At 71.7% G+C, this 2653-nt stretch carries 2 protein-coding genes; both read left to right on the plus strand.

Annotation, left to right across the window (positions count from 1 at the left end; genetic code table 11):
• The first annotated feature begins 481 nt into the window (after positions 1 to 481).
• Positions 482 to 1558, plus strand: coding sequence for a septum site-determining protein Ssd (gene ssd, locus C1I98_RS37680; protein ID WP_111172027.1), 1077 nt, complete (start codon positions 482 to 484; stop codon positions 1556 to 1558).
• Positions 1558 to 2653: TadA family conjugal transfer-associated ATPase (locus C1I98_RS37685; protein ID WP_111172026.1), on the plus strand; the 1096-nt coding region annotated here is incomplete at its 3' end. The genes ssd and C1I98_RS37685, both read left to right, overlap by 1 nt.

The raw sequence follows: 2653 nt of genomic DNA on the forward strand, positions 1-2653 counted from the left end.
CACTCACCCCAGCACCCCGCTACCTGACTTGCCTGCGCTGTCCATCGCCCGCTGACGCCATGGGGCCCTCACTGACGCCGCCCGTCGCTGGCGCACCTCCCCACCGAAGCCGGGCTCCCGCCCGTGCCGATCCCGCGTCTCACCGACGGACGCCGCCCACTCACCCCAGCACCCAGTAGCACATTTGCCGGTGGCCCCGCCGTCCGCCGGCATGGCGCGGTCCTCATTGACGCTGTCCGCCGTCCGCCACTGACGCGCCTTTCCCGCCGGACTCCGCCGCCCATCGTCGCGTTGCGGCCGGTCGACCTGGACCTGCGCGCCCATTCACCGCCAGCCCTGCCACTCCCACTGGCGCCACAGTGCCTCGGCTCATGCCCTCGACCTCCTGCCGATGGCGAGTTATCCACAGAACGCCGTTCGGTGCCGAACCGGCCTGCCTCCATAGCCCATCGTGGGGTTTCCGCTCTTGAAGGAGGCCACCATGATCCGCCCATTGGTCATCACAGAAGACCGTGACCTGCTCGACGACCTGCTCCGTATCTCAGCCGCCGCCGGCACCGAGCTCGACGTCGCCCACTCGCCCGCGCACGCCCGGCCGTACTGGACCCGCGCACCCGTGGTGGTCGTGGGTGCCGACGCGGCAGACGCCCTCGCATCCTGCGGGCCGCCCCCGCGCTCCCGGGTCCTTCTCGTCACCCGCGAAGGCGTGGACCCCGATACCTTTCGCCGGTGCGTGGCCGTGGGCGCGCAGGCCGTCCTGGAACTACCCGCGGCCGAGCGCCGTCTGGTCGACGAGTTCGCCGACGTCACGGAGCCCGGCGTGCAGGTGGGTCTGGTCGTCTGTGTCGTCGGCGGCAGCGGCGGTGTGGGGGCAAGTGTGTTCTCGGCCGCGCTTGCCCGCGCCGCCGCGCGGCGGCGTCTGCGCACCCTGCTCCTCGACGCCGATCCCCTCGGCGGCGGCATCGACGTCATCGTGGCCGGCGAGGACACGACCGGTGCCCGCTGGTCTGAACTGGTGGCCAGAGAAGGAAGGGTCAATCCAGGCGCGCTACAGGCCGTGCTCCCGGCATTCGGTGAGCTGTTCGTGCTGGCCTTCGACCGCGGGGTGACCGATCCCGTGCCGCCCGAGGCCATGCGATCCGTGCTGGAGTCGGCGAAACGCGGCTTCGACCTCATCGTGGTCGACCTGCCGCGCCACCTCGACGCGGCGGCCACCGAGGCCCTGATACGGGCGACCACGACCGTGATCCTGGTCCGCCCCGACGTACGCGGCGCCCTCGCCGCCGATCAGGTTCTCGGCGTGCTCAGATCCCATGCCGGAGACATCCGCGCGATCATTCGGCCCGGCCTCGTCGGAGACGCCGTGATCACATCCTCGCTGGACCTGCCCTCCGCCGGCACCCTGCCCGACCAACCGCGCCTCAGCGAACACATCAACGACGGCCATGGGCCACCGGTGAGTCCCAAGACACCTCTGGGGCAGTTCTGCACATCCTTCCTCGATGCCTTCCTGGTCGAGAACGGCACCGACCGGGCAACCGAACGGGGGCACGTGTGATGAAGGCAGAGTCCGTTTCCCCCGAGCTCGTCGAGGCCGTGCGCGTACGCCTCGCCCGCGCAGGGGCCGAGCCGACCGCGTCCCACGTGGCCGTGGCCCTCAGAGCGGAAAACGCCATCCTCGGCGACGCGGAGGTCCTCAGCGTCGCGAGAGCACTGTGCGCCGACCTGATCGGAGCAGGCCCGCTCGAACCGCTGCTGGCTCGCCCCGACGTCACCGACGTGCTGGTCAACGGACCCGCCGCCATCTGGATCGACGATGGTCACGGGCTCCGTCGCACATCGGTGAGCTTCCCCGACGACGAGGCGCTGCGGCGGCTGGCCCAGCGCCTGGCCGCGGGGGCCGGGCGGCGGCTCGACGACGCCTCGCCGTTCGTCGATGCCCGGCTGGCGGGCGGCGTGCGACTGCACGCGATCCTGCCGCCCCTCGTGCCCGGCGGCACCTGTCTGTCACTCAGGTTGCCGCCAAGGCGTACCTTCACCCTCCCCGACCTCGTCTCGGCCGGCACCGTCCCGCACGAGGCGGTCGGCGCGCTGACCGGCCTGGTCGCCAACCGCCTGGCGTTCCTCGTCACCGGGGGCACGGGCAGCGGCAAGACCACGCTGCTCAGCGCACTGCTGTCCCTGGTGGATCCGGCCGAACGACTGCTGCTGGTGGAAGACTCGGCCGAACTACGCCCGACACATCAGCACGTCGTCCGGCTGGAGTCCCGCCCGCCCAACGTCGAGGGCCTTGGCGGTGTCACTCTTCGCGACCTCGTACGGCAGGCGCTGCGCATGCGGCCGGACCGGCTCGTCGTGGGCGAGGTACGCGGGCAAGAGGTGACGGATCTCCTGCAAGCCTTGAACACCGGCCACGAGGGAGGCTGCGGCACCTTGCACGCCAACACCGCCGCCGATGTGATGCCCCGCCTCGAAGCGCTGGCCTGCGCGGCGGGTCTCACCCGCGAGGCCGTCCACAGCCAGGTCGCCGCCGCCCTCGACGTGGTCGTCCACCTGGTACGCGACCACGCCGGCGGGCGCCGCAGAGTGACCGAAATCGCCCTGCTCACCCGTGCCCCCTCCGGCCTCGTCACGGTGGAGCCCGCCCTGACCT

Source organism: Spongiactinospora gelatinilytica, assembly GCF_003236385.1.
GTDB classification, from domain to species: domain Bacteria; phylum Actinomycetota; class Actinomycetes; order Streptosporangiales; family Streptosporangiaceae; genus Spongiactinospora; species Spongiactinospora gelatinilytica.

Bases quoted from the DNA above. Each gene is read 5' to 3' on its own strand.
- ssd (WP_111172027.1), top strand. From the start codon at position 482: ATGATCCGCCCATTGGTCATCACAGAAGACCGTGACCTGCTCGACGAC.